The sequence below is a fragment of the [Roseibacterium] beibuensis genome, assembly GCF_039542305.1.
In the GTDB taxonomy this organism is placed as follows: Bacteria; Pseudomonadota; Alphaproteobacteria; order Rhodobacterales; family Rhodobacteraceae; genus Roseibacterium; species Roseibacterium beibuensis.
The window spans coordinates 384,950-409,503 of sequence record NZ_BAABHW010000001.1; the positions used below are offsets into that span (position 1 = coordinate 384,950).

The following is a 24,554-nucleotide window of genomic DNA, read 5'->3' on the forward strand; positions in this document are numbered from 1 at the left end:
AGACCAGTTGAACGTCCTTGCGCACGGCCCTAGGGTTCGCGCCATGATGACACGCATATTCTCACTCGTTTTCGTGCTGGCGCTCGCCGGCTGTGGTGGCACCGGCTTTGGCCTCTTCGGCGGCGATGATGAGCCGGTCGATCTGGGGCCCGCCGCGGTGGCCGAGCCCGAGGGTGGCCTTGCCGCCGGCGCGCCCTCGAACCCTGCCTCGGACGGCCAGTTTCGCGGCCTGACGGTGGCCAGCCTTGGCGACGCGACGCGCCCCGGGCTCTGGATCGAAACGCCCGTCGTGACCGAGGAAGGCCCCGGTCGGGTGATCGCGCCGGACGGAACGGTCGTCGCGCTGACGCTGATCCCGTCGGGCGGCGATCGGGGGTCGGGCTCGCGCCTGTCGCTGGAGGCGATGCAGGCGCTCGGTATCCCCTTGACCGACCTGCCGACGGTGACTGTCATCTCGGATGTCTGACGCGTCGCAGGATCGTTGCCTGATCGAACGGCCCGTGCGGGGACGCGCCGATTGGGCGCGGCTTCGCGACGGGTTTCGCTGGCACGTGCCGGCAGCCATGAACATTGCCGACCTGTGCTGCGATAGCTGGGCCACCCTGGACCCGGGCAGGGCAGCCGTCATTCACATCACGCAAGATGGCGACCGGCAGGTCTGGACCTACGGGGATCTCAAGCGCGCCTCCGACCGGTTGGCGGCCGCGATGGATGCGGCCGGGATCATGCGCGGAGACCGTGTTGCCGTGATGATGGCGCAGCACCCGGCGGTTCTCATCACGCATTTCGCGGCGATGAAGCTGGGGGCGGTGGCCCTGCCGCTGTTCACCCTCTTCGGCGAAGATGCGCTGCGCTACCGATTGGCCGATTCAGGGGCCCGGGCCGTGCTGTGCGACGGTGGTCAGATCGACAAGCTGATGGCGCTGCGCCCTGACCTGCCCGAGCTTGAGCTGGTGATTTCGACAGGCGCGGCCGTCGAGCCCATCCAGTCTTTCGACGAGATCATCGCGACGCCTGCCCCCGGTTTCAAACGGGTGCCGACCGATGCCGAAGACCCGGCGGTGATGATCTACACCTCGGGCACCACGGGCGATCCGAAGGGCGTTCTGCATGCGCATCGGTTCCTCTACGGCCACCTGCCCTGCATGGAACTGTCGCAGAATTGGTTCCCGCAGGCCGGCGATGTCGGCTGGACGCCGGCGGATTGGGCCTGGATCGGCGGGTTGATGGACATGGCGATGCCGTGCCTTTTCTACGGCGTGCCGCTGGTCAGCCACCGCTTCGCAAAGTTCGACCCGGACGCGGCCCTGCACCTGATGGCGGAGGAGGGCGTCACCAATGCCTTCATTCCGCCAACGGCCCTGCGCTTGATGCGCCACGCTCCGGTGCCGCGCGATCTGCGCCTGCGCGCGGTCGGATCGGGCGGCGAGGCGTTGGGCGCGGATCTTCTGGACTGGGGGCGCGAGGCGCTGCGTTGTCCGATCAACGAGTTTTACGGTCAGACCGAGGCGAACCTTGTCGTCGCCTCCTGCGACCGGATGATGGACCGCGTGCCGGGTGCCATGGGGCTCGCCGTGCCGGGGCACGAGGTTGCCGTTTTGGGGCCGGACGACAAGCCCGTGTCGGCCGGAGAGGTCGGCGAGGTCTGTGTGCGCGCCCCGGACCCGGTGATGTTCCTGGAATACTGGGGCAAGCCCGAGGCGACGGCGAAAAAGGTGCTCGATGGCTGGTTGCGCACCGGCGATCTGGCGCTTCTGCGCGAGGATGGCCAGATGGTGTTCCACGCGCGCGATGACGACGTCATCACCAGTGCGGGTTATCGCATCGGCCCGGTCGAGATCGAGCAGGCGCTGGCCGCCCATCCCGATGTCGTGATGGCCGCCGTGGTCGGCAAGCCAGACCCCATCCGCACGCAGGTGGTGGTGGCCCATGTCGTCATGCGCGAGGGGGTGGACTGGGACGGCATGCCGGAAACGCTCCGCGCCTGGGTGCGCGACAAGGTTTCGGCGCATGTGGTGCCACGCAAGATCTTCCGCGCGGACAGCCTTCCGATGACGGCCACCGGGAAGATCCTGCGCCGCGCCTTGCGCGACGGCTGAGCGGGCGGAAAACTCGAGTTTTCCGGCCCGTTTTCCTCGAGGAAAACGGCCCCGGCCCGGCGTTATTTCTCCATCGACTTGCGGATCGATTGGAGTACCAGCCAAACCGCGGCCATCGTAGGCAGTACCGCCAATGCAGTCAGCACGGGTTTCGAAACGCCGATGGGCTCGGCAAACGGGCCGATCAGATAGACGACGAGGTTCACCGCATAATAGCTGATCGCCACGACCGACAGCCCTTCGACCGTCTTCTGCAAGCGCAACTGCATGTCCGAGCGCTTGTCCATCGAAGCCAGGAGTTCCTGGTTCTGGGCCGAGCGATCGACATCGACCTGCGTCCGCAAGAGATCACCCGCGCGGATCGCCCGGTTGGTCATCTGGTAGAGCCGGTTCTCGGTCGCCTTGACCGTCCGCATCGACGGATCGAAGCGCCGCGTCATGAATTCGCCGAAGGTCTGTCGCCCCTGGAACCGTTCCTCCCGCAAAACCTTGATCCGCTGGTTGACCAGCGCCTCGTAAGCCCCGGTGGCCCCGAACCGGAATGCGCTTTCGGTCTGCAGCTGCTCCAACTCGGCGGCGATGTTGAGCAGTTGTTGCAGCGTTTCGTCAGGCTTGGCGAGATGCCCGTTCATGTCACTGACGAGGTGCGACAGGGATTCGTCGATCACCCCCATGTGACGCGAGAGCTCGTGCGCGCGCGGCAGGCCCAGCATGGACATGGTCTTGTAGGTTTCGATCTCGCAGATGCGCTGCACGATCCGCCCCAGGCGCCGACGCCCGGTGTCGGGCCGGGTGAAGACGGCAAAGCGCATGTGACCCGAGGTGTCGATGCGGAAATCGCCCGCGATCACCGCGCTGTCGTCCAGCACCTTGCTGACGGCAAGGCTTTCGGGAACGAACCAGTCGTGCAGCGTATCTTCGACGCCGCTTTCGTCGTCCGGCATCGGCAGGAACATAAGGTGGGCCGAGGTGATGTGGGCGCCCGGCGCCTCGCTCAGCCATTCGTCGGGAAACACTTCCCACGCGGTCGGATCGAACGGGCGCGCCGTCCCGTTGGGAAGGAACGCGGTGTAGGTCACGAACTCGGTATGTTGTTCCCATTTCAGACGGAACTTGCCGAGGTCGCCGAAATAATGCGTCGCGTCGGGCTTGGGGTGTTGCGCTCCGAACCGGTCGAGCAAAGAGATCAGATGCGCGCGATCCTTCGCGCGGTCGCGCTTGGCGGCCTCTTTCTGTTCCTTGATCGCGAAATACACCGCCTGACCGGGCGCTTCGAGCGACGGGAAGGGGCGCGCGTGCAACTCGTTGGCAAGTTTGTAGCGGAGCGGGTGGTCTTCGAGCGGCATGGGCGGTCTTTCGGCGGCTGTTCGATGTCAGATAAGGTTTTCTGCGCCTGCGTAAACGGGAAACCGTAAATATTCCGGGTATTTGGCGGCATGCCTTGGTATGCATCCCGCCAAGCACATGCTCAGCATAACACTTTTCGTTTGCCCTTTGCGCTGCGGCCCTTTCGCGGCACTGCGGCAAAGCCGTCAGGTGACCCGCTGGCGCGCCTGGAACTCGGGCTTATGGTATTCGCCCTTGTCGATGACGGCGGCGATATGCGCGACGGCCGCGTCGACCTCCGCTTCGCCGATATAGAGAGGGGTGAAGCCGAAGCGCATGATATCCGGCGCGCGAAAATCGCCGATAACGCCGCGCGCGATCAGCGCCTGCATGGCGGCATAGCCCTCGGCAAACCGGAAAGAGACCTGGCTTCCGCGCTGCTTCGGATCGCGGGGCGAGGCGAGGGTCAGCGCGGGGCAGGCGGCCTCGACCCCGGCGATGAACCGGTCCGAGAGGGCGATGGATTTCGCACGCACATCCGCCATCGACACCCCGTCCCAGGCATCCAGCGCGGCTTCGAGGATCCGCATCTGCAAAATGGCAGGCGTCCCGACGCGCATGCGCGAGATGCCGGGGCCGGGGCGGTAGGTTTCCTCGAAGGCGAAGGGCTGCGCATGCCCGAGCCAGCCGTTCAGGACGGTTTCGGCGCTGTCCGCATGACGCGGGGCGACATAGATGAAGGCCGGGCTGCCGGGGCCGCCATTGAGGTACTTGTAGGTGCAGCCGACGGCGAAATCGGCGCGGGCGCCGGCAAGATCCACCTCGATCGCGCCGGCGGAATGGGCCAGATCCCAGACGGTGACGATACCGAGCTCATGGGCCTTGGCCGTCAGGGCGGCCATGTCATGCAACCGCCCGGTCCGGTAGTCGACCTCGGTCAGCATCAGGACGCCCACCTCCCCGGTCAGGCTTGCCTCGATCTCCCCGGGATCGACGATGCGCAGTTCCTTGTCGCCCTTGAGGTGATCGACCAGGCCCTGCGCCATGTAGAGATCCGAAGGGAAATTGCCCCGATCCGTCAGGATGACCTTTCGGTCCGTCATCGCCGAGGCAGCGGCGAGCGCCTGGAACAGGCGGATGGACAGCGTGTCACCCACCATCACGTGCCCCGCCTCGGCCCCGATCAAACCGGCGATCCGGTCCCCCAGCAGCTCGGGCAGGGCCATCCACCCGGCGCGGTTCCAACCGGTGATGACCATTTCGCCCCATTCGGCGAACAGGACCTTTCGGCTGGCGGCCTCGGCGCCGCGCGGCAGCGGGCCCAGAGAGTTCCCGTCGAGGTAGATCGTATTCTGTGGCAGGCGAAAACGGGCGCGGGTCGCGGTGAAATCGGTCATGGTTCCCTTTCGGACTGGATAAAACGCGCGGTCAGGCGACCTGGCCGCCTGCGATCTGGATGGCTTGCCCGTTCACGCTGCGCGCGCCATCCGAGGCGAGCCAGAGTGCCGCGGCGGTCACCTCGTCGGCTTGCAGCAGGTTCTTGTGCCGGTTGCCGCGGGCGAGATAGGCGCGCGCCTCGTCCTCGGTGATGCCGCGGGCGGCGGCGATCTGGGCGGCGTTGCGCTCGACGATGGGGGTGTCGACATAGCCGGGGCACAGCGCGTTGAAGGTCACGGCCCCGCCCATGTATTCCTCGGACAGACCCCGCACCATGCCGATGACCGCGTGTTTCGATGCCGTGTAGGCAATCGCACCCTTCAGGCCACGCAGCCCGGCGATGGAAGAGATCGCGATCATGCGGCCCCAGTCTCCGGGGGCGAGCGTTGCCAGCGCAGCCTGAAAGGTCAGGAACACGCCGTCGACATTGGTCGCCATGATCTTCTGCCAGTGATCGAGGGAGGCCTTGGCGAAAGGCGCCCCCTCGGCGATGCCGGCATTGGCGATGCAGATCGAAACCGGCCCGCGGGCTTCGGCCGCCTCGGCGATGCCATTCCTGACCGAGGCCTCATCGGCCACGTCCATCTGCATCGGGTGCAGGTGCGCATGACCCTCGGCCATTTCGTCCAGCCGGTCGAGGTTGCGCCCCGTGATCGTGACCTCGGCCCCCTCGGCGGCCAGCGCATGGGCAATGTCGAGGCCGATGCCCGTGCCGCCCCCGGTCACCAGCGCATGGCGTCCCTGGTGTTGCATGTTTCGTGTCCCTCCCTCGTCACCGGGCGAGGCATTTCGCCTCCGCGCGTGTCGCCGCCACCCTAACGCGCCAGTTCCCGGCTGCAATCTTGGTCGCATGACTGGACATTCCCGCGCGAGATGGCATGTATGCGCGTCAAGGAACGAAATTGCGCGGCATGCCGCGGTATGCGTAAGAAAATGTCGCGGAGTGTGACGTTGTGGAGCATCCGCCCTCTTGCTATGGGGGCGATCGGATATCCCATGCCAGAGGGGGGAACACGTTGAAAATCGGGGCACCCAAGGAAATCGAACCGGGCGAATCGCGCGTTGCGATGACGCCGGACAGCGCCGCCCAGTTGCAAAAACTGGGCTATGACTGCGCCATCGAAAGCGGCGCGGGCGAGGCGGCCGGCTTTACCGACGCGGCTTATGAGGCGGCGGGCGTAGAGGTCGTCAAGACTGCGGCCGCGCTCTGGAAGGGTGTGGATATCGTCGCCAAGGTACGTCCGCCCACCGAGGCCGAGGCCAAGAGCCTGAACGAAGGTCAGCTTCTGATCAGCTTCTTCTATCCGGGCTCGAACGAGGCGCTGATGGAATTGGCGCGCGGCAAGGGCGCCAATGTCATCGCCATGGACATGGTCCCGCGGATCTCGCGCGCGCAGAAGATGGATGCGCTGTCCTCGATGGCCAATATCGCGGGCTACCGCGCGGTGATCGAGGCGGGCAACAATTTCGGCCGCTTCTTCACCGGTCAGGTGACGGCGGCCGGCAAGGTGCCGCCGGCCAAGGTCCTGGTCGTGGGTGCCGGTGTTGCCGGTCTGGCCGCTATCGGCACGGCAACCAGCCTTGGCGCGATCACCTACGCATTCGACGTCCGGCCCGAAGTGGCCGAGCAGATCGAGTCGATGGGCGCGGAGTTCGTCTTCCTCGAATTCTCGGATGACGAATTGCCGGACGGGGCGGAAACGGGCGGCTACGCGGCCCCCTCCAGCCCGGAATTCCAGGCCAAGCAGCTTGAGAAATTCCGCGAGATCGCGCCGGACATGGACATCGTGATCACCACCGCGTTGATTCCGAACCGTCCTGCGCCGCTCTTGTGGACCAAGGACATGGTCGAGAGCATGAAGCCCGGCTCGGTCATCGTGGACCTGGCCGCCGAGCGTGGCGGCAACTGCGAGTTGACCCAGAAGGATCAGCGCATCGTTTCCGACAACGGCGTGGTGATCATCGGCTACACCGACTTCCCCAGCCGGATGGCGGCGCAAAGCTCGACGCTCTATTCCACGAACATCCGCCACATGATGGCCGACCTGACGCCCGAGAAGGACGGGCAGGTCGTGCACAACATGGAAGACGACGTGATCCGCGGGGCCACCATCGTGCACCAGGGCGAGATCACCTTCCCGCCGCCGCCGCCGAAAGTGGCCGCCATCGCGGCGCAGAAGCCCAAGGAAAAGCCCAAGGAACTGACGCCCGAGGAAAAGCGGGCCGAAGAACTGGCCGCCTTCAAGTCGCAGACCAAGCAGCAGGTGGCCCTGCTGACCGTCGGGGCCGCGCTTCTTCTGGGCGTGGGGCTGATCGCACCGGCGAGCTTCATGCAGCATTTCATCGTGTTCGTGCTGTCGGTCTTCATCGGTTTCCAGGTGATCTGGAATGTCAGCCACTCGCTGCACACGCCCCTGATGGCGGTGACGAACGCGATTTCGTCGATCATCATTCTCGGCGCGCTGATGCAGGTGGGATCGTCCTCGGTGCTGATCACGATCCTTGCCGCGGCGGGGATATTCATGGCCGCCGTGAACATCTTCGGCGGCTTCCTCGTGACGCGGCGCATGCTCGCCATGTTCCAGAAATCGTAAACGGGCAGAGGTAGAACACATGGATTTCGGATTCACCATTGCGGCCTATGCGGTCGCGGGCGTGCTCTTCATCCTCTCGCTCGGGGGGCTGTCGGGACAGGAAAGCGCCAAGCGCGCGGTCTGGTACGGCATCGTCGGCATGGCGATTGCCGTTCTGGCCACGCTGATCGGCCCGGGCTCCGGGCTTTGGGTCCTGTCGATCATCCTGATCGCGGCGGGCGCGGCCGTCGGCTACCAGCTGGCCACGAAAGTGCAGATGACGCAGATGCCCGAACTTGTGGCGATCATGCACTCGCTCGTCGGTCTGGCGGCCGTTTTCGTCGGCTTCAACGCCCATATCGAGATCGGCCGCGTGGCCGAGATTTTCGCGACCAACGGCCTGCCCTTCCCGCAACCCGAGGGGCCGCTGAGCGATGAGGCCTATGCCCTTCTGGGGACGCTGTCGAACTTTGCCGAACTGATCGGCAAGAAGACCGCAGTCGAGATCGGCATCCTGCGCGTCGAACTGGCGCTCGGCATCTGGATCGGGGCCGTGACCTTCACCGGGTCGGTCGTGGCCTATGGCAAGCTGTCGGGCAATTCGTCGAAGCTGCCCTTCAAGATCGACACGGGCGCCAAGCAACTGCCCGGCGGTCACCTGCTGAATGCTGCCGCGGCTGCGGCCTCGGTGATCCTGCTGGTCATGTATCTTGGCGGGGCTGGCGGCTGGACGCTGGTTCTGCTGGCCGCGCTGGCGCTGTTCATCGGCTACCACCTGATCATGGGCATCGGCGGCGCCGACATGCCCGTCGTCGTCTCGATGCTGAACAGCTACTCGGGCTGGGCGGCGGCGGCCATCGGCTTCTCGCTCGGCAATGACCTGCTGATCGTCGTGGGCGCGCTGGTGGGCTCGTCCGGTGCGATCCTCAGCTACATCATGTGCAAGGCCATGAACCGGTCCTTCATCAGCGTGATCCTGGGGGGCTTCGGCGGCGCCTCGGGCGAGCAGCAGGCCATCGAGGGGGAGCAGATCGCCATCGACGCCGATGGTGTCGCGCAGGCCCTGAACGACGCCGACAGCGTGATCATCGTGCCGGGTTACGGCATGGCGGTGGCGCAGGCCCAGCAATCGGTCAGCGAGTTGACGCGCAAGATGCGCGCCGCGGGCAAGGAGGTGCGCTTTGCCATTCACCCCGTCGCGGGCCGTCTGCCCGGGCACATGAACGTGCTCCTGGCAGAAGCGAAAGTGCCTTACGACATCGTGCTGGAAATGGACGAGATCAACGAGGACTTCCCGGACACGGATGTCGTCATCGTCATCGGCTCGAACGATATCGTGAACCCGGCCGCGCAGGACGATCCCAACAGCCCCATCGCCGGCATGCCGGTGCTGGAGGTGTGGAAAGCCAAGCAGGTCTTCGTCTCCAAGCGGGGGCAGGGCACGGGCTATTCCGGCATCGAGAACCCGCTGTTCTTCAAGGACAACACCCGGATGTTCTACGGCGACGCAAAGGCCTCGATCGACAGCCTGCTGCCCAAGGTGGGGTAAGGCGAAAAGCCAGATCAGGAAAAGGAAAAGCCCCGGCACTGCCGGGGCTTTTTCGTAGTGTCGCTGCTACCAGGTTGCCAGGCCGGGCGGGCGACCAGTCGGCTCACTTCGTCAGGATCAGCTTGCCCGCCCGCGTGATGCGCAGCGTGTAGGTCTTGTCGTCCAGAACGATTTGTGCGGTCGCATCGCCGCCGGTCAACCGGCGCGCGTCATAGGTGGGCAGCTCCTGCGTCGGGCTGACATCGGCACGCAGGGCATCTTCGAGGAATTTCGGTTGGTAGGTCATGATCGGGTCTCCGGTTCGCGGCGGATGACCTAATTCCTGAGTGAATCACTAACTTTTGTCAATCCTGAGTTTTTCACTCGGATAATGGGCGGCGCAGGGGCGCAAGGAAAAGGCCCGCCGGTGAAGGCGGGCCTGGTTGGGAGGATGCGGCGATCACGCGGCGTGGCGAAACTCCAGCACGCCGTGGTCGCCGACATCTGGGTCGTGGTCGCCAGCCGCCCCGCGCACCATCTCGAGGCCGAAGCGAAGGGCGCCCGCTTCGACGGTCCAGACAGCCGCCTCGTCCAAGGGCATGCACAGCAGCGCGACATTGGGGTCGTCGATGCCGCCATCGAACCACATGGCGGCCATGGGGCTCCACACCTCTTCCAGCTTTTCGCGGTCGTTGGTCTGGGCGATCAGGCCGGAGATACAGGCGTACAGGCTGCGGTCTCCGGCGGTCACGGTGAAATGCGCGGTTCGCGGGGCGCCTTTGATCTGGCGAACAAGGTCGGTGTCGTGGCCCGAGATGAACCAGAGCACCTGTTTGTCGGGGTCGAAGACATGGGTCATCGGCTGCATGTGGTCGCGCGCCCCCTCAAGGCCCAGCATGCCGGTGCGCTCATCGCCAAGCGTGTCGAACAGCGCGCGGCGCAGTTTCTCGGTCGGGGTGTGGTCGGTCATGTCGATACCTCCAATCTTGCTTAAGGGATCAACCGACGTGACGCCCTAGGGTTCCGGCATCTCGCCCCGCGCGGCGGACCGCTCACGCAGATGTGCAAGCCGCTGAGCGACCTCGGGCCGGACAGGTCCGGGGCGGGGTTTGTCGCGGATCGTGGTGAACCAATGCGCGGGCGGGGTGCGTCCGGCACGGGCCCCGTCCCAATGCAAGGCGCGTAAGGCCGCCTCACTTTCGGGCGGCAGGCGGTCGGGGATGTCATGGCCGTTGAGGGTGGCCCATATGCCAGTCCACAAGCGCCCGACGGACCACGGGTTGTAGCCGCCGCCACCGAGGACCAGCAGGCGCGGACAGCCAAGCGCCATGATCCCGCGCAGGATGTCGAAATGGGCGTTATTGGACAATGCGAGGCGGGACAGCGGGTCTTCCTCTACCGCGTCGGCGCCGCATTGGAGGACGATGGCGTCCGGCGCAAACCCGGCGAGGGCGGGCAGGATGAGCCGCTCGCGGATCTCGGCCATCTCGCTGTCATTCAGGCCGCGGGGCAAGGGCAGGTTCAGGCAGTTGCCGCCGCCATCCTCGTCCAGGACGCCGGTGAAAGGCCAGCGGCGTTCCTCGTGCGTTGAGATCAGCAGCGTCTCCGGGTCGCCTGCAAAGCCATGTTCGACCCCGTCGCAATGATGGGCGTCGATGTCGATATAGGCCACGCGCCGCGCGCCTGCGCGCTTCAGCGACAGGATCGCAAGGACCGGGTCGTTGAGATAGCAAAAGCCGTTGGCCCGGTCGGGAAAGGCATGATGGGTGCCGCCCCCGGGGTGGTAGATGACACCACCATCCGCCAACAACTCGCCCGCCAAGAGGGACGCCCCGGCCCCCGTCGCGGGGCGGCGATACATCTCGGGGAAGACCGGGTTCGACACGGTGCCAAGCCCGTGGCGGTCGCGGATGGCCTCGTCGACCTGTTGCACCGCCTCCGCGTGGCTCAGGGCATCGAGATACTCGGGCGTGTGCCAGAGCGTCAGCGCGGCAGGCTTGGCCCGGGGCGAGGTGCGGTACTGCGCGGTCGGCAGCCACCCCATGGCCCGGGCCAGGTCCATCACGGTGGGTACGCGCGGAATGCGCAGCGGATGCCAGCGCCCGTAGCTGGAACCGCGATAGACCTCGGACCCGAAGAAGATGGGGGTCGTCACGCCGACAGCAATGCCTCGATGCGATTGAGTATGCGGCGGCCGGTCGGTGACACGCGGGCGCCGAAATGCTCGACCACGCGCCCATCCGGCGCGATCAGCACCTTGTTGAAGTTCCAGCCCGGCCGGATGCCGTATTCGGATGCCAACCACGCGTAGAACGGGTGCGGATCGGGCCCGCGAACGCGGGTGATCGTGGTCATCGGCAGGGTCAGGTTGAAGTTCAACTCGCAGAACTCGGCCACCTGTTCGTCGCTGTCATATTCCTGCGCGAAGTCGTCGGAGGGAACGGCCAGCACGACGAGGCCGCGAGGGCCGTAGGCCTCGTGCAACGCCTGCAACGCGTCATATTGCGGGGTGTAAGCACACATCGAGGCCGTGTTGACGACAAGGATCGGGCGGCCTGCCCAATCCGCGACGTCGTAGTGGCCGCCGTCGATGGACTCGAAGCGGAATGGCGGCATCGCCTGCGCTTGGCCAAGGTCGGGCAGCAGCGTAGCAGCAGACAGGGTGCTCAGCCCAAGCACAACGGTGCGGCGGGTCAAATCGGTCATCTGGTCGCTCCTTTTCCCTTTGAAATATCGCGGGGCGAAGAGCGGTCAAGGCGGGCGAGCCGCATGCACAGACCATTGAAAAACCGCAATTCCCGTGCCATATCCGCGCGTCATGGCCCGTACTCCGACCTCTCAAGCGCCTTTGCGCATCGCTGGCGTCTCGAAACGCGAGACACGCACGCAGTTCGCGGCGCTGTGCTATCGCGTGTCGAAGACGCCCAAGGGCAAGAAGGGGAAGGAGGCCGCCCCCGCGGTCGAAATCCTGCTCGTGTCCTCCCGCGATACGGGCCGCTGGATCATCCCCAAAGGATGGCCGATGGACGGGATGACGCCTGCCGCCGCGGCGGCGCAGGAAGCCTGGGAAGAAGCCGGGGTGCGGGGGCGGGCGCATGGGCAATGTGTCGGGCTCTACGCCTATGACAAATGGCTGGATGAAGAGCTGTCGCTGCCCTGCATCGTCGCCGTCTTCCCGGTCGAAGTGAAGAAACTCGACAAGGACTTCCCGGAGTCCGATGAGCGCAAGCGCAAATGGTTTTCGCCCAAAAAGGCGGCGCAGAAGGTCGACGAACCGGAGTTGAAAGTGATCCTCGAAAGCTTCGATCCCGCGCGCCTCTATTGAACGACAGGCCTGGCCCCTTAGGTTTGCGAGAGCATGATCCGATACGCGTTGAAATGTGCCGAAGGGCACGAATTTGACAGCTGGTTCCAGTCGGCCGAGGCCTTCGAGGCCCTGTCGCGGCGTCGGCTGGTGGCCTGCGCGGTCTGTGGTGGCGCGGATGTGAAAAAGGCGCTGATGGCGCCGGGCGTGGCTGCGCGGGATGCCGCGCCGGAGAAAAGCGCGACACCTGCATCGGACGCGCCACTGCCTGCCGCTGCGCCCGGCCCCTTGAGTGCTCCGGCCCATCCGGCGGAACAGGTGCTGCGCGCGATCCGCAAGCACCTGGCCGAAAATTCCCGCTACGTGGGCAAGAAATTCGCCGAGGAAGCCCGCGCGATGCATCTGGGGGAGAAGGATCAGAATGCGATCCACGGTGAGGCGACGCCGGAAGAGGCACGCTCGCTGATCGAAGACGGGATCGAGATCGCCACCCTTCCGATCCTGCCGCCCGACAAGACGAACTGAGCCGAAAAATCTTCGCCAAGATTTTTCGGCCCCTGGGCGCGCGTCAGTCGATGATCCCGCGGGCGCGCAACTCGGCAAAGTCCCGGGCATCGCGCTGCACTTCGAGTTTCGCCACGGACTGCGCGACGATGCGCGCGATCTCGGCCTCCGGCACGCCCTTGCTCTTCAACTCCGCGACCATCTGTTTCCCACGGGGCGCGAGCGGCTGGGTAAACAGCATCGTGTCGAGGCGATCGAAGGGGATGTCCGAGGCGCGGGCGAGGGCAGCCATCCTGTCGGCGTGATCGGGTTGGGTGCGCAGGCGGTCGATCTGTGCCGCGTGCCAAGCCATGCCGCGCGCGTGAAGGTCGGACAGCACCGGGTCCTGCAAGTAGTCGGCGATCCGGTCGCGAAGTTCGGGGAGGTGGCGGGTGAGGCTGGTCTGTTCGGTCTCGTTCCGGTCGAAGATGCCGAAATACGTCGCGTCGTATTTGTCGGGCTTGGCGTTGACGTTGCCCCGCAGTTGTCTCAGCAAATAGGCCTCGCGGCTTTTCACGGCGAAATGCGGCAACTCGACCAGGTCGTAGCCCAAGGTCGCGGCCGAAGATCGCCACATGCCATCCATGAATTGCCGTGTCATCGGCTGGCCAGAGCCATTGACCCACGCCATGGACAGCAGGCGTTCCTTGCGCTCGGGGTCCTTGCCCGCCCCCTTCACACTCGGGCGATGGATGCCGAGCTTGAGATCGGGAAAGGGGCGGAAAAGCGTTTTCACGCCCCAGCCCTTGCGAAACGCGTCCGGGGCGCCCCGCGTATAGGCCTCGGTCACAAGGCCGGGGGTCCAGTCGGTCAGCCCGTTCGATCCCATCATGCGCCATGTCACGACGATGCCTTGGGTGTCTTCGGGTACGGCCGCCAGAAGGTCGGATACCCGGCCCGCGCCGGGCTTGATGTTCAGGAACTCGTCCGCATCGAGCGTGATGAGCCAGTCGGTCTCGACCGTCTCGGGCAGGGTCTGCGCATGGCTGAGCGCGGTCGGCTGCGGCTTGCCGCCCGGGGCAACGGGGTTTCGGCGGTGGAGGATGCCTTCGTCCATCCGGGCAAGCCGGTCCAGCATGGCATCGGTCCCGTCGCGGCAGGCATTCGTGTAGACGATGACCCGCTCGATCCCGATCAGTTTCTGGAAGGCGACCCATTCGAGCAGGGCAGGTGCCTCGTCTCGCATCATGGTCAGGGCCGTGACGCGGCTCATGGCGCTAGATCCCCCGCGCGGGCGGCCCGGCACGGAGCAGCCCGCCCTCGGCTTCAAGCCGCGCGGCCATGTCGGCATCCAGCCGGTAGAACTTGTCATAAAGGGCGCGATAGGCGGCCTCGGCATCCGCATCATCGCCTGCGTCGCGCAGGGCCTCCTTCACCGGGGACGTGAAGCCCCAGGACCCGGTGCGCCACTCCATCTTGGCCCGCCAGTTTTCATAAGTCGGGGCGCCGAAATGGACGAGATGGCCGCCATCCCTTGGCCCAAGGGTCAACTCCTCCAGCCGGTCGCCCGCGCTGTCGAACCCCCAATGCATCTTGAAGCTGGCCCCCGGAATGCCCGCGCGATGAAAGCTCTTGCCTTCCGGGTGGCCGACCAGCCCGAACCGGCCGCGGAACAGGTCGGCATCCGCGCCATAGAGGCGGTTCACGGCCTCGCGCGGGATGGGCAGGCGCAACCCCTCCGTCCCGTCGTCGAGAAACACCTGCTCGGCCGTCGCAACGCGGACCGAGGGGATGTCGGCGGGAAATGTCCGGATCGCCTCGGCCAGGGTCATGCCCGGAAACCACATCAACTCGTCCGCGTCGAGGATCAGGACCCAGCCCTCGCTCACCTCGTGATAGCCGGCGGTCAGGGCCGCGTTCTGGCGTCGGGTAAAGCGCTTGTCGGGGCCGAGGCCCAGGGTTTTCCAGAATCCGGGCGTGCAGGGGCGCATGTCGATCCGCGGCTCGTCGGCGAAGGCGGCCAGCGCATCGTCCTCGGGATCGTCGAGAAAAAGGATGATGCGATCCGCGCCCTGGCCCAGATGCCAGTCGAGGAACCGGTGCAGGATGGGAAGCGGTTCCTTGGCGATGGTGATGACGGTCAGGGTCATGGGATCTTGCGCCGATCAGACAAGGCCGAAGAACCGATCGGGCACCGTGGTGGGCAGGCCCTGTTCGGTGGCGCGCGGGTCCGTGGCGGGGCGGGGGCGCTTGGCCACGGAGCCATCCGGTTCGACGGGAAACTGGGCACGGCCGATGTCGCAGGCCTCGGCGAAGTCGATCGGGTCGGCCAAGCCGTCATCGGCGATCGCATCAAGCCGCCCCGTCTGGTGGTCGACGAAGGACTTGTGCTGTTGCAGCCCGCCCCGTGCGGCCAACCGCTCCTCTGCCACGGTCTTGTCGGCCAGCGCCATGTGGAACAGGAAGAAATGGTTCGAGATCACCGTGGGGCGGTTGAGAAGCCGGTGTGCGCCGCCCGCCCAGTTGTTCCAGCGGGTGATGACGAAGGGCTTGGTGTAGCGGTCGGCGACGAAGCCGTGCCGGCGCTGGCCGAGGATCGGCGCGGCGCGGTCGATGGGGGTGGCCTCGGTATCGGCCTCGACGATGTCGACGCCGAGGGCGAAGATGTAGCCCTCTTCCGTCAGTTCCTTGAACGCGTCTTCCCAGCCCAGCCCGCTATCGGGGTCGATCACCACATATTCGTCCACGTCGCCACGGATGACATGCTCGTACCGCTTGCGCAGGGTGTTGGCGCGGCCCGACATTTCCTTAGCCATGAAGCGATCGTTCCGGATGCGGCGGCGGGGCGCGTCGAGCAGCACCTCGGTCTGGATGCCGGTCAGGTCCACATCCGGTTCCCAATCGTCCCCGTCGATCACGACATGGAGGTTTTCGCGTCCGAAAAGGCCGCCGTAGTAGGCGATCCACTTTTCGAGGAAATACCCCTCGTGGCGCACATGGGTCAGGGCGCAGGCGAAGTCCTTGGCCAAGGGCTGTCTCCTCAGGTCTCGAAAAATCCGAGCGGTTCGTCCAGCCGCGCGGCAATCGCGTCAGTGGCCGCTGTGATGGTGGCCGTGTCGGGGGTGGTCCAGCCTGACGCGGACGCAATGAACCCGGCCTCTTCGAGGGCTTGCCCAACCGCCGGAAAGTCCAGAAGGGCATGTGTTTCGCGCTTGATGATCCGGCGGCCAATGGGGTGGAAGAAGCCGGTCACGGCCTCGATCCGCAGCGGGTCGATCTGGGCGAAATGCCGGAACTGGCGAACATAGTCCTCGATGTTGTTGGAGGGTCCGCGATTGAGGATGGCGACCTTCGCACCGGTCGGAACCAGCATGGCCGCCAGGTGCAGCGAGGACGCATCGAGCGACACGATCCGCCGTGCGCCCTTGTAGGTCGCGATCTGCGCGTCGAGCGGGTAGTTCTGCGGATGGAAGACGGTGTATCCCGCGTCTTCCATCAGGGCCTCGATCCGGCTCTCGAGCACGACCGAGCCGCGCTTGGCCGGAAGTTCGGAGCGGGAAATGTAGATATCCTCGGCGGCGTTTGGCGCGATATCCCGCCCGAGATTGGCCCGCATCCAGTCGCGGTACTCGGGCCGGCCCGCGGCCATCTCGGCAATGCCGAAGCCGGGGTCCGGCACGGCCAGCTTCTCGACGCGAACCGGGCTTTGCGGTGCGCGCAACTGAAGGTGCGACAGCCCAAGCGCATCAAAGAACGGTTCCAGATGCTTGTACTGGCGGCGTTCGTGGGTGAACTGGTTCTTCGGGTGGAAAATGATCCCATCCACGCCACCGAGCGCTTCCAGGGCCTCCAGCGCCCAAAGTCGGCTGGTGGTCTCCACGAGGAAGTGGCCGAAATGGCCATAGAACAGCCCCCCGAACAGCCATTTGCCGGGTAGCTCCTCGGGCGTGTCCGCCTCTTCCGGCAATTCCGGTTCAATGGTGATCGGGCCGGCCATGTAGCGATAACAGTGACCTTCGGGGAGAAGACGGCCCTGATTGTCGAAAAGACCGGCCGCACGCCTCGCGCCGGGGGCCGCGTTGGCCCCCCATGGCACGACGAGCGTGTCCGTGTGCCAGTGCGGCGTCCAGTCGATCCGGCGGCTCGGGTCGAAAACGAGCGCCGCCTCAGCTGTCGCGGCGGCCTCCATCACTCAAGCGCGTCCTCTGGCGTGATCCCGACCTCCTGGCACATGCGCCAGGCGTAGGAGTTCTCGAGCGGCGGGTTCTTGCGCCACCATGGCTTGGTGCCGTTGGTGTAGAGATGGACCGAGACCGTTTTGTCGGTGAACCAGCCTTCCACGCGGCCATGGGGGTCGTAGAAAATGTCGTTGAGCTGGAACGGAACCGGGTAGAGCGCGTCCGGCGTCATGGCACGGTCGTAATCGCCGGTCTGCTGGGCGAAATACGTGAAAGCCTGCGGGCCGAAGGCCGTGCGCTCGGTCTTGTAGATCTTTACCGCGTGCGGGAGGCCATCGTTCTGGCGCGTGATCTTCTTGCGCTGGTTCTTGTTCCACCAGGGCGGGACGTCGGGCAGGTTCTCGTAGTAATCGAGCAGCAGGTCCATCAGGTCGCACTGCTGCGGAAGGCCGACGACCCCGCAATTCAGCGCCCCGCGCATGCCGTGGCCTGCAAAGATCCATTCCCACTCATCGGGAAAGGGCTTGTGGCAGAAGGCGTCGCAATCGATCCAGATCGCGCCGGTCTTCTGGATCATCTTGTAGCGAAAGACATTCGACAGGAAGCTGGCCGAGGTCTGCTCCACGATATCCATCGGGATATCCATGATCTCGGTCGCCGGGCGGATTTCGACGCCTTCGGGGGCGTTGGTGACCGTGTCCGTGCAGTAGAGCGTGACCGGATGCCCATGGCGCAGATGCGATTTCAGACAGAGCTGGTTGAGATACTGCAAACGGTCGCCAATCCACAGAGAGGCGACAGGACGACGGTTGAGTTCCACGAAGGATCCCCTTGTTGCTGCTCGTTACGGGACGGCTTGGGCCGCGCTTGGTCGTTGGCGGTCAATCTCCCCGATTTGCCTGCCGAAGGCAAAGCCTTTGCACGGCGTTTTCGTGGCCTGTTGCAGAAATGAGAGCGGCCGCATCGCAGGTTTGACCGGGGCGCGCCGGACGGGGCATCGAACCCCGCCCGGCGCGCGCGGCTGTGCCGCGGGCGAGGGGGCTGTCTGCCCCCTCGCGCTCCCCCGAGAGTTTTTGGCCAAGATGAAAGATTGGGTCAGGTGTCGGGCTGGATGATCTGGGCCGCGATGTCGGCCCCCTCGGGCACGCCGTGAAGATCCAGGATCGTGAGGCCCGTGCGCAGGCGGACCTGCTGCGGACCCGGTGTCGTGAGTTTGGGGGGCGTTGGCCAGGCGGACAGGTCGTAGCGTTGGTCCGGCGTCCACCCGTCGATGATCGTGACGCCGCCCGGAGCAATGTGGAAGGTTTTCGCGCCGGGTTCGGCCTCGATCCGGGTCATGCCGGCCCCCACATGCACGACATGGTCGCCCGCGCCGAGGTGGAGCTTGTTGCGGCCGGGGCCGGTGTCGATGGTCGACGCCCCTTCGCCATCGTGGATCAGGTCGTTGCCGTGGCCGCCATAGATATGGTTGCGCCCCGAATTGCCATGGATAACGTCATCGCCCGTGCCGCCATCCAGCGTGTCGCGGCCCGGCCCGCCATGGAGCGTGTCATTGCCGGCCTCGCCATAGAAGGCATGGCGGCGGTTGGCCTGCTTGGCCTTGGCGATCATCAGGTCATTGCCGCCGCCGCCGTAGAAGGTGGCGGCCCCGTGTTTCGGTCCGATCATGATGTCGTCGCCGTCCGAGCCTTTGAGGTCGATCTCGACGCGTTCCGAGGTCTCGAACTCGATCGGGCTGTCGGGGTGGGCGACGATCTTGAGGCGCTTGCCTTCCTTGCCATCCGCCTCGTTGCGGGAAACGACGGTGGCGATGCGGATCTTTTCGACATTGGCGGGGCAGTGCAGCACGTAGTCATCCGGTCCGGCCATGTACCACAGCGTATCGGTGCCGCCGTCTTTCTCTTCGCGGATCTTCTCGGCATCTGACCCATAGGCCCAGTAATCGTTGTCGCCGCGCCCACCGGCAAGAATGACCGAGCCATCGACGGCCATCATTGCGTTGACGCCATCGGCGGGGTTCTCGTAGCCGCGCAGGTCGAGCCCGAGCGCCAGCGCGCCCTTGACCAGTTCGGCGCGCAGAAACTCCATCGGCGCCGTCTCGACGAGGTTCTCGGTCTCGCCCGGGTCCGTCTCGATGTCGTAGACGTGCTCTTCGCCGTTCGGGTAACGGAAGTAGCGCAGGTGGCGATAGCCCTCGACCGAGGGGCGGACGGACAGTGTGCCGAAGACCGAGGTGGCAGGCGATTTCGTATCGTCGAAGCGGCCGAAGCCTTCGCCGATCAGGGGCAGCAGAGATTGGCCCGAGGTCCAGTCGGGGCGTGGCGGTAGACCGGCCAGTTGCATGATCGTTTTGGGGATGTTGTGCAGGCTGACGGGCATGTCGATCTCGGTGCCGCGCTCCATCGACGGGTGCCAGATGCCAAGCGGGATATGCGCGGCGCTGTCCCATTGGCTCATCTTGTGGAAACTGTCGTGATTGCCGAGGTTGAAGCCGTTATCGCTGAGGAAGATGACGGTCGTGTTCTGCCCCAGAGGGGAGGCTTCCAGCGCATCGAGAAAGCGCCCGATCTCGTGATCGACATGGGAAATCGCGGCGAAATAGGCGCGCACGACTTGCCGCCAGGCCTCGTCCCCGGCTTTTTCGGGGGTCCAGACGCCGTTCGCGATATAGGCGGCCTCGTAGACGGCGAAGCCGGGTTGGGGGCCGAAGTAATCCTCGGCATGCGCGATGTCGGGCCAGCGGATCGCGGCGGGATCGTATTGCGCGTAGAAGCGGTCGGGCGTGATCAGGTTGTAATGCGGATGCTTGAAGCCAAGCTGGATCAGGCTGCGCCGCGTCGGGTCGGCACGGTCGAGGAAGTCGATGGCGTTCTGGGCGACCCAATGGTCGTAGAACCGGTCATCCTGGCTGCCGTCATCGTCGGGATGGTTCACGCCTTTGATGCCCGGCCCACGGTCGAGATAGGCGTGCACGCCGCGGCGCTTGCCCTTGTCCTCGGCGGCCGGTTCCTCGTGGAAAAGGATGCGGCGATACTCCTCGGGCATGGGTTGGTAATTGCTGTCCACCTTGCCCGTGGTGAAGGTATAGAACCCGGCGCGCCGCAGGTCGTATTGCCAGGCGCGTTCGGGGCGCATCACGTCGCGCCAGAACCGGTTGAGATCGACCAGACCCGTGCGGAAGGGCGACAGACCCGTCGCGATTTCGGCCCGGCAGGGGGCGCAGAGCGGCACCGTGGCATACGCGTTCGAAAAGCGCGCGGCTTTTGCCATGAACCGGTCGAGATTTGGCGTCTCGATGCGGATGCCGAAACTGTCGCGCCAGGTGTAGACGTCGATCATGTCGTCGACCCAGATCAGGCAGATATGGCTCTCGGCGATGGCGTCCGGGGAAAAGCTCATGCCGCGTCCTCCGACCAGAGACGGTAGCGATGCAAGGCGGTCAGTAGCGCGCGGTCCTCGTCCGTGTCCGAGTGGAGCAACGCGCGCCCCGGCCAGAGCCATGCATCGAGGATAAGTGCCCCGCCGAGCGTTTTCACAAGCCGGGGCCGCTGGTTGCGGCAGCCGAGAAACAGGCTGGCCGGGCCCGTGAGGATTGGGGTCGGTGAGCGCGCCTCGGCCCTGTCCGCGCCGAGAAGCTGCAGCGCCATGCGCCCCGCATGGAGCGAGACGATGGCCATCCGCGGCGCATCGGAATTTGGCAGCGGCAGGCTGGTTTCGACCGTATTGGCGTCGTCCTTGGACGTGAGGGTCGACGCGTCGGCGCTGAGAAACAGGTAGTTGCCCCCACCTTCCTCGGCGGCGTGGACGGCGGTGTTCAGCGTGAAAAGCGTGCGCGCCTCGTCCCCCTCGGCAACATACCAGCGGATCGCGATGGTGGCGGTCGCCGCGTCGCCGGGAATGGCGCGGTCCGCGAAAAGGCCGGATTGCGCACCGTGGCGGCATTGCAAGCCGGTCAGGTCTCCGGCGAAGCCGAGCGTGCCGTTGCCCTCGTTCGGCTTGGTGGGTCGCATGGTGATCTCGCCCGACCGGGGATGCCAATGGGTCACCGCGCCAGTCTTGTCGGTGGCCATGTCGGCTTCGGCCCCGTGCCACCAAAGCGTGCGCGTAGCGGCGAAGGCGGGTGCCAGGACGCCGGCGGCATCGTCGCAAAGCGCCCCGGGCGGCAAGGGGGTGTCGAGGGCAAGGTTCATGCGCGGCCCCGCTGGATCGGCAGATGTGCAGGCAGGGCCCATCGGTAGAGGCGCGTGTCGGTCCGGCTGTCGAGCCACCAGGTATCGCGCAACGCCCCGGTGTTGCGGCCGCCATGCGCCTCGGCCCCGCAGGCATAGGCGAGGCGCAGGTCGGGGCCCTCGGGCGCACGATCGCAATGGACGAGGACCGCCTGGGGATCATCCGGCGCGATCTCGACATTCATGATCTGCGCATCGCTGGTGTCGCCGGTCAGGTGGAAGCCCGCCGCATCACCGGCCCCAAGCAAGTCGTCAGGGTCGATCACCAACTCGCCCGCGCCTTGTGCGATGACCCGGATCACCTCGGGTGCGCCCGCCTCACGCTCGGCGAGGAACAGGGTGGGGCAGCGCCAGTCGGGGCCAGCGGCAATGGCGGCGGCGGTCATCTCGGCCATCTGGACGCGGGCGTCCTCGGTCGGGCGGTCGAAGGCGTCGAGGGCGAACATGTAGGCGGGGGCGGAGTGGATCAGTTTGTGATCGCCGTGGTTCCAGCTCAGTTCCCATTGCCCATCGAGCGCGGCGGCGGGTGCGACATCGGGCAACCCGGATTCGAAGCGCGCAACAAACAGGGGTTTGTCGTAGCCCCGGTGCCAAAGGCCCGTCTCCAGACGATCCATCAGCGCCAGCATCCCGTCGCGAAAGGCGGTGGCATCGGACGAGGTATCCTCCAGCGCGTAATCGAGGCACACCGCCAGAAGGCGCGGCTTGCGCCCCATGGTCAGGGCGGCGTCGCGCAGGTTTTCGGCCGCGATCAGCAGGTTCTCGGCGGCTTGTCCCTTGGCGAGGTCTTTGGCGGTGGCTGACCCGTCGGTTTCCACGCGGGTGACGAACAGGGGCAGCGGCTCGTATTTCTCAAGCTGCCAGTAGAGCATCGTTTCGGCGACGAGCGCCTCATGCGTGACCTCGCGCAGATGTTCCAGCCGGTCGGTTTTCTGCGCGGCCTCGATGCCCGCATGCCCGACCGCGCCGATATCGTCCGCGGGCGCCACGATATGCGGCGGGAAAGCCGGGGGGCGCGGCGTGGCAAGGGCCGCGCGCGGGCCACCCAGCCCGAGAATGCCGAGGACCGCACCGGGACTGTCGGCGAGGATATCACCGCCTGAAACGGGTTTGCGGAAACCGCGCACGCCTTGTTCGCCCGGCATCCGTGCGGAAAAGCGCAGCCAGGGTCCCTCTTGCCGGATATCCCACGCGTCGACGCCCGCCAGCGCGGCCTCGGCATCCACCTCTGTAGCGGCATCCGCTTGATCGGGTTGGGCCGCGCCGGGTGAAACGGGCCGTTGCCCGAGGCGCAGCGCGATATCCTCGATGACCTTGTCGGACAGGCGCAGGATCAGGCCGGACGGATCGTATCGGATCACGTCGCCATTGGGGGCATGGACCACGACACCATGGCTGGGGGGCTGCAACTCGTCATTCGTAGGGGTATCGCTCACCGGCCTCTCCCGTCGTGTTATGGCGCGACACTAGACCCGCCCCGCTGTGCCGCCAAGCCCCCGGGCTGTCACGGTCGGCGGTCGAATTGCAGGCTGCCGGACCCGGCGCGATCCGCGTCTTCGGCAAAGCCCTTGGCGTTGAGCGTCGGCGTGTAATCGTTGCGAAAGGCTTCGGCCTGCTCGTCCGAGACGAAGGGGATGAGGATGCGCCTGACCGTCTTCAGATCGAGATTGCCCAGCAGGTCGGGTGGCACGTCAGCAGGCCGCGCGATGCGCAAGGCGTCGGGGCGGAAGTCATTCAGGTAGGCGGCAAGGCCCCCGGCCTCACACGCGCCGTCGTTGGGCAAGCGCAGCGGGCCGTCCGATAGCTTCAGGCGTGACGTGTCCTCGATCCCGTTGCGTGCGGCGATCCGCTTGGCCATCTCGATCAATGGCGCGCGGCTGTCCTGACCCATGTAGACCAAGCCCTGGCTGATCGAGATCGTGCGCATGGGGATGAAGCCCACCCCGGTGCCGATTTCCAGCACGCGTGCGCACCCGTCCAGATAGCCCGCGATGTTGCGCGCGTGGCGGCGCTCGAACCGGCCGATCAGGATCGCGCTGAGTGTCTCAGGCGCAAAGATGCGCGGGTCGGCGGGCAACTCGATGTCATGGTTGGCGACCCATTCCACGGCGATGTCGCCCGAGATGTCGATCGTGCCCTCCATGTACGGGTCGCCATCGGGCGCGGCCCAGCCCGCCACCGTTTCGTTGCGGCGTTCTTCCATGGGATGGTCGGCCACCTTCTTCTCGACCCGGCTCATCAGCGCGGCGATCTTGGCGGGGTCGCGGGCCTGCGGCGGTTTGGCCTCGACCTGCGTGATCGGCACCTTGCCCGCCTCGATCAGGCTGTCGCGCAACTGCTGGTAGGCCTCGGTCTGGCGGTAATCGTCGAGGCGCTTTTCCACCCGCTCCAGCGCGGCATAGTGCAACTCGTTCAGAACGGGGTCCTTCAGCAATTCCTCGACGATCTCGGCCCGGCGTTCCGCATGGCGCAGGATGGCGGTATCCTCGACCTCGTTGCGGTCCTGAAGCGACCAGTAATCGGCGTTGTACTTGTCTTTCTTGTTGTTCACGTTGCCGCGGAACTTGCGCACGGCGTAGCTGTCGACCGACTTCACAGCGTAGTGGTTCATCTGCGCCCAGTCATAGCCGATCGTGCGCCGGATCGAGCGCCAGCCGCGGAACTTGAAATAATCCTCCATCGGCTGGCCCGACCCGTTGAGCCATTTCACGCTGTCGGGAAACTCCGTCTCCAACCACTTGTTCTTGATCGAGGGCCGGTGGATGCCGAGCTTCCAGTACTGGTGGTCAAACTTGAAGAGCGTCTTGACCCCCCAGCCCTTGTTCCAGAGCGGCGGCGCGGCGCGGGTATATTGCTCGGTCACGGGGGCGCGCGACCAGTCGACCACGCCGCCCGAGCCGAAGATGCGCCACGTGATGACGATCCCGTTCGCCCCAAGGGCCACGGCATCGTCCAGCATTCCTTCCAGCGTGCCGGAGGGGTGGTTGATCGCCAGGAACTCGTCGGCATCGAAGACCAGCACCCAGTCGGCGTCCCGCACCAGCGGTTCGGCCTGCGCGTGGTTCAGCGCGGAGGGCTGCGGTTTCTGCCCCTCGGGGATGGTGTTGGGCCGGTGATAGCCGAGCCCCAGTTCCTCAAGCCGTTGCAGCATCTCGACCGTCCCGTCGGAACAGTCGTTCGTGTAGACGAGGATATCGGTGAAGCCGACAGCAAGGTGATGGGCGAACCATTCCAGCAGGAAGGGCGCCTCGTCCTTCATCATAGACACCGCCATCACGGTGCCATGCTTGGAGGTGGGTTTCAGGTGCTGCACGATTTGAGCTGCCCCTCGGCGGGCTATCTTGCTTTGTGCACGGCATATCACGGGCCAAGGGGGCGAATCCACCGGCATGCCGGA

Annotated in this window: 22 protein-coding genes; 6 read left to right on the forward strand and 16 right to left on the reverse strand. The window is 65.7% G+C overall.

The features are described 5' to 3' along the window. Window positions 1-43 precede the first annotated feature (43 nt). Together ABD923_RS01910 and ABD923_RS01915 are read left to right on the forward strand one after the other, a co-directional pair. The gene (locus ABD923_RS01910; RefSeq protein ID WP_259546977.1) at window positions 44-466 is read left to right on the forward strand and encodes a hypothetical protein; all 423 of its coding nucleotides are present in this window, start codon (window positions 44-46) and stop codon (window positions 464-466) included. Further along, window positions 459-2,099 (forward strand): AMP-binding protein, encoded by a 1,641-nt coding sequence (locus ABD923_RS01915; RefSeq protein ID WP_259546976.1) that lies wholly within the window; start codon window positions 459-461, stop codon window positions 2,097-2,099. Before ABD923_RS01910 ends, ABD923_RS01915 begins: the two co-directional genes overlap by 8 nt. A gap of 62 nt (window positions 2,100-2,161) precedes the next feature. Here ABD923_RS01915 and ABD923_RS01920 read toward each other — a convergent pair whose 3' ends face one another. The 3 genes from ABD923_RS01920 to ABD923_RS01930 all read right to left on the reverse strand — a co-directional run bounded on the left by ABD923_RS01920 (window position 2,162) and on the right by ABD923_RS01930 (window position 5,615). Beyond that, complete coding sequence (locus ABD923_RS01920; protein ID WP_259546975.1) at window positions 2,162-3,445, reverse strand: DUF3422 family protein; 1,284 nt, start codon at window positions 3,443-3,445, stop codon at window positions 2,162-2,164. A gap of 186 nt (window positions 3,446-3,631) precedes the next feature. Next, on the reverse strand, window positions 3,632-4,822 hold the full coding sequence (gene kynU, locus ABD923_RS01925; protein WP_259546974.1) for a kynureninase: 1,191 nt from the start codon (window positions 4,820-4,822) through the stop codon (window positions 3,632-3,634). A 31-nt stretch (window positions 4,823-4,853) separates the two neighbouring features. Beyond that, a complete protein-coding gene (locus ABD923_RS01930; protein WP_259546973.1) occupies window positions 4,854-5,615 on the reverse strand; it encodes an SDR family NAD(P)-dependent oxidoreductase in 762 nt (253 codons plus the stop codon). 263 nt (window positions 5,616-5,878) lie between these two features. Between ABD923_RS01930 and ABD923_RS01935 the strand changes: the two genes are divergently transcribed. Together ABD923_RS01935 and ABD923_RS01940 are read left to right on the forward strand one after the other, a co-directional pair. After that, on the forward strand, window positions 5,879-7,456 hold the full coding sequence (locus ABD923_RS01935; protein ID WP_259546972.1) for a Re/Si-specific NAD(P)(+) transhydrogenase subunit alpha: 1,578 nt from the start codon (window positions 5,879-5,881) through the stop codon (window positions 7,454-7,456). 19 nt (window positions 7,457-7,475) lie between these two features. Then, window positions 7,476-8,984, forward strand: a complete 1,509-nt coding sequence (locus ABD923_RS01940) for an NAD(P)(+) transhydrogenase (Re/Si-specific) subunit beta (RefSeq protein WP_259546971.1) — start codon at window positions 7,476-7,478, stop codon at window positions 8,982-8,984. A gap of 103 nt (window positions 8,985-9,087) precedes the next feature. On the opposite strand, the gene hemP is transcribed toward ABD923_RS01940, so the two are convergent. From hemP to ABD923_RS01960, 4 genes are all read right to left on the reverse strand, one after another. After that, window positions 9,088-9,270, reverse strand: a complete 183-nt coding sequence (hemP, locus tag ABD923_RS01945; RefSeq protein WP_222188884.1) for a hemin uptake protein HemP — start codon at window positions 9,268-9,270, stop codon at window positions 9,088-9,090. A 153-nt stretch (window positions 9,271-9,423) separates the two neighbouring features. Beyond that, complete coding sequence (locus tag ABD923_RS01950; RefSeq protein WP_259546970.1) at window positions 9,424-9,933, reverse strand: pyridoxamine 5'-phosphate oxidase family protein; 510 nt, start codon at window positions 9,931-9,933, stop codon at window positions 9,424-9,426. 45 nt (window positions 9,934-9,978) lie between these two features. After that, window positions 9,979-11,118 carry an acetoin utilization protein AcuC gene (locus ABD923_RS01955; protein ID WP_259546969.1) on the reverse strand — a complete coding sequence of 380 codons (1,140 nt, stop codon included), beginning with the start codon at window positions 11,116-11,118 and terminating at the stop codon, window positions 9,979-9,981. After that, entirely contained in the window at window positions 11,115-11,669 is a 555-nt protein-coding gene (locus ABD923_RS01960; RefSeq protein ID WP_259546968.1) for a glutathione peroxidase, read from the reverse strand. Before ABD923_RS01960 ends, ABD923_RS01955 begins: the two co-directional genes overlap by 4 nt. Window positions 11,670-11,781: 112 nt before the next feature. Between ABD923_RS01960 and ABD923_RS01965 the strand changes: the two genes are divergently transcribed. Together ABD923_RS01965 and ABD923_RS01970 are read left to right on the forward strand one after the other, a co-directional pair. Further along, a complete protein-coding gene (locus tag ABD923_RS01965; RefSeq protein WP_259546967.1) occupies window positions 11,782-12,288 on the forward strand; it encodes an NUDIX hydrolase in 507 nt (168 codons plus the stop codon). Window positions 12,289-12,321: 33 nt separating this feature from the next. Beyond that, window positions 12,322-12,792, forward strand: a complete 471-nt coding sequence (locus ABD923_RS01970; protein ID WP_259546966.1) for a DUF1178 family protein — start codon at window positions 12,322-12,324, stop codon at window positions 12,790-12,792. Window positions 12,793-12,835: 43 nt separating this feature from the next. On the opposite strand, the gene ABD923_RS01975 is transcribed toward ABD923_RS01970, so the two are convergent. The 9 genes from ABD923_RS01975 to ABD923_RS02015 all read right to left on the reverse strand — a co-directional run bounded on the left by ABD923_RS01975 (window position 12,836) and on the right by ABD923_RS02015 (window position 24,470). Further along, complete coding sequence (locus ABD923_RS01975; protein WP_259546965.1) at window positions 12,836-14,023, reverse strand: glycosyltransferase family 2 protein; 1,188 nt, start codon at window positions 14,021-14,023, stop codon at window positions 12,836-12,838. Between the two features lie 4 nt (window positions 14,024-14,027). Then, window positions 14,028-14,900, reverse strand: a complete 873-nt coding sequence (locus ABD923_RS01980; RefSeq protein WP_259546964.1) for a glycosyltransferase family 2 protein — start codon at window positions 14,898-14,900, stop codon at window positions 14,028-14,030. A 15-nt stretch (window positions 14,901-14,915) separates the two neighbouring features. Beyond that, the gene (locus ABD923_RS01985) at window positions 14,916-15,779 is read right to left on the reverse strand and encodes a hypothetical protein (RefSeq protein WP_259546963.1); all 864 of its coding nucleotides are present in this window, start codon (window positions 15,777-15,779) and stop codon (window positions 14,916-14,918) included. An 11-nt stretch (window positions 15,780-15,790) separates the two neighbouring features. Next, the gene (locus ABD923_RS01990) at window positions 15,791-16,939 is read right to left on the reverse strand and encodes a glycosyltransferase family 61 protein (protein ID WP_259547440.1); all 1,149 of its coding nucleotides are present in this window, start codon (window positions 16,937-16,939) and stop codon (window positions 15,791-15,793) included. After that, window positions 16,939-17,748, reverse strand: coding sequence for a hypothetical protein (locus ABD923_RS01995; RefSeq protein ID WP_259546960.1), 810 nt, complete (start codon window positions 17,746-17,748; stop codon window positions 16,939-16,941). The genes ABD923_RS01990 and ABD923_RS01995 overlap by 1 nt, the downstream gene beginning before the upstream one ends. Before the next feature lie 275 nt (window positions 17,749-18,023). After that, a complete protein-coding gene (locus ABD923_RS02000) occupies window positions 18,024-20,327 on the reverse strand; it encodes a sulfatase-like hydrolase/transferase (RefSeq protein ID WP_259546958.1) in 2,304 nt (767 codons plus the stop codon). Beyond that, complete coding sequence (locus ABD923_RS02005; protein WP_259546957.1) at window positions 20,324-21,118, reverse strand: hypothetical protein; 795 nt, start codon at window positions 21,116-21,118, stop codon at window positions 20,324-20,326. The genes ABD923_RS02000 and ABD923_RS02005 overlap by 4 nt, the downstream gene beginning before the upstream one ends. Then, on the reverse strand, window positions 21,115-22,593 hold the full coding sequence (locus ABD923_RS02010) for a hypothetical protein (RefSeq protein ID WP_259546956.1): 1,479 nt from the start codon (window positions 22,591-22,593) through the stop codon (window positions 21,115-21,117). Before ABD923_RS02010 ends, ABD923_RS02005 begins: the two co-directional genes overlap by 4 nt. A 68-nt stretch (window positions 22,594-22,661) precedes the next feature. Next, entirely contained in the window at window positions 22,662-24,470 is a 1,809-nt protein-coding gene (locus ABD923_RS02015) for a glycosyltransferase family 2 protein (RefSeq protein ID WP_259546955.1), read from the reverse strand. Window positions 24,471-24,554: the final 84 nt, after the last annotated feature.

Bases quoted from the DNA above. Each gene is read 5' to 3' on its own strand.
- ABD923_RS01910 (WP_259546977.1), top strand. From the start codon at position 44: ATGATGACACGCATATTCTCACTCGTTTTCGTGCTGGCGCTCGCCGGC.
- hemP (WP_222188884.1), bottom strand. From the start codon at position 9,270: ATGACCTACCAACCGAAATTCCTCGAAGATGCCCTGCGTGCCGATGTC.
- ABD923_RS01920 (WP_259546975.1), bottom strand. From the start codon at position 3,445: ATGCCGCTCGAAGACCACCCGCTCCGCTACAAACTTGCCAACGAGTTG.
- ABD923_RS01930 (WP_259546973.1), bottom strand. From the start codon at position 5,615: ATGCAACACCAGGGACGCCATGCGCTGGTGACCGGGGGCGGCACGGGC.
- ABD923_RS01965 (WP_259546967.1), top strand. From the start codon at position 11,782: ATGGCCCGTACTCCGACCTCTCAAGCGCCTTTGCGCATCGCTGGCGTC.
- kynU (WP_259546974.1), bottom strand. From the start codon at position 4,822: ATGACCGATTTCACCGCGACCCGCGCCCGTTTTCGCCTGCCACAGAAT.
- ABD923_RS02000 (WP_259546958.1), bottom strand. From the start codon at position 20,327: ATGAGCTTTTCCCCGGACGCCATCGCCGAGAGCCATATCTGCCTGATC.
- ABD923_RS01980 (WP_259546964.1), bottom strand. From the start codon at position 14,900: ATGACCCTGACCGTCATCACCATCGCCAAGGAACCGCTTCCCATCCTG.
- ABD923_RS01950 (WP_259546970.1), bottom strand. From the start codon at position 9,933: ATGACCGACCACACCCCGACCGAGAAACTGCGCCGCGCGCTGTTCGAC.
- ABD923_RS01960 (WP_259546968.1), bottom strand. From the start codon at position 11,669: ATGACCGATTTGACCCGCCGCACCGTTGTGCTTGGGCTGAGCACCCTG.
- ABD923_RS01990 (WP_259547440.1), bottom strand. From the start codon at position 16,939: ATGGAGGCCGCCGCGACAGCTGAGGCGGCGCTCGTTTTCGACCCGAGC.
- ABD923_RS01970 (WP_259546966.1), top strand. From the start codon at position 12,322: ATGATCCGATACGCGTTGAAATGTGCCGAAGGGCACGAATTTGACAGC.
- ABD923_RS01940 (WP_259546971.1), top strand. From the start codon at position 7,476: ATGGATTTCGGATTCACCATTGCGGCCTATGCGGTCGCGGGCGTGCTC.
- ABD923_RS01915 (WP_259546976.1), top strand. From the start codon at position 459: ATGTCTGACGCGTCGCAGGATCGTTGCCTGATCGAACGGCCCGTGCGG.
- ABD923_RS01975 (WP_259546965.1), bottom strand. From the start codon at position 14,023: ATGAGCCGCGTCACGGCCCTGACCATGATGCGAGACGAGGCACCTGCC.
- ABD923_RS02005 (WP_259546957.1), bottom strand. From the start codon at position 21,118: ATGAACCTTGCCCTCGACACCCCCTTGCCGCCCGGGGCGCTTTGCGAC.